Origin of the sequence: Paenibacillus algorifonticola (genome assembly GCF_000971975.1) — a bacterium.
Classification (GTDB): Bacteria; Bacillota; Bacilli; order Paenibacillales; family Paenibacillaceae; genus Pristimantibacillus; species Pristimantibacillus algorifonticola.
Genome location: NZ_LAQO01000115.1, coordinates 1 through 559 on the forward strand (window position 1 = coordinate 1; position 559 = coordinate 559).

The following is a 559-nucleotide window of genomic DNA, read 5'->3' on the forward strand; positions in this document are numbered from 1 at the left end:
AACGATGGTCATTTGCCCGAAGGACGACCGGATCGACCCTTCCCGGCTGTACGGCTGGATACGGGATTGCGAGATTACGGTCTTCGAATCGACGCCGGCGCTGATCGTGCCATTCATGGCGTATATCGCCGAGCAGAAGTTGGAGCTTCCTTCGATGCGGCTGCTGATTACGAGCTCGGACAGCTGCAGCGTGGGGGATTACCGCGAGCTGCAGGAGAGGTACGGCGCGCAGATCCGCATCATAAACGCCTACGGAGTGACGGAAGCGGCAATCGATTCGAGCTATTACGAGGAGCCAGTGGAGAAGCTGCCGGAGACAGGGAACGTGCCGATAGGCAAGGCGTGGCTAAACGCACGGTTTGCGATCGTCGATGCGCATCTGAATCCAGTGCCGGTGGGCGTGCTGGGCGAGTTGTGCATCGGAGGAGCGGGGGTGGCCCGAGGCTACTGGAATCGACCGGAGCTGACGGCGGAGAAGTTTGTGCCGAGCCCGTTCGAAGCGAGGGAGCGGTTGTACCGGACGGGGGATCTGGCGCGCTGGATGCCGGACGGGAACGTG

General features: G+C 61.9%; 1 protein-coding gene. It reads left to right on the forward strand.

Annotated elements, in window-relative coordinates:
- Positions 1 to 559, forward strand: a 559-nt coding sequence (locus tag WH37_RS33195) for an AMP-binding protein (protein ID WP_046234955.1), incomplete at both ends; no start/stop codon positions are given.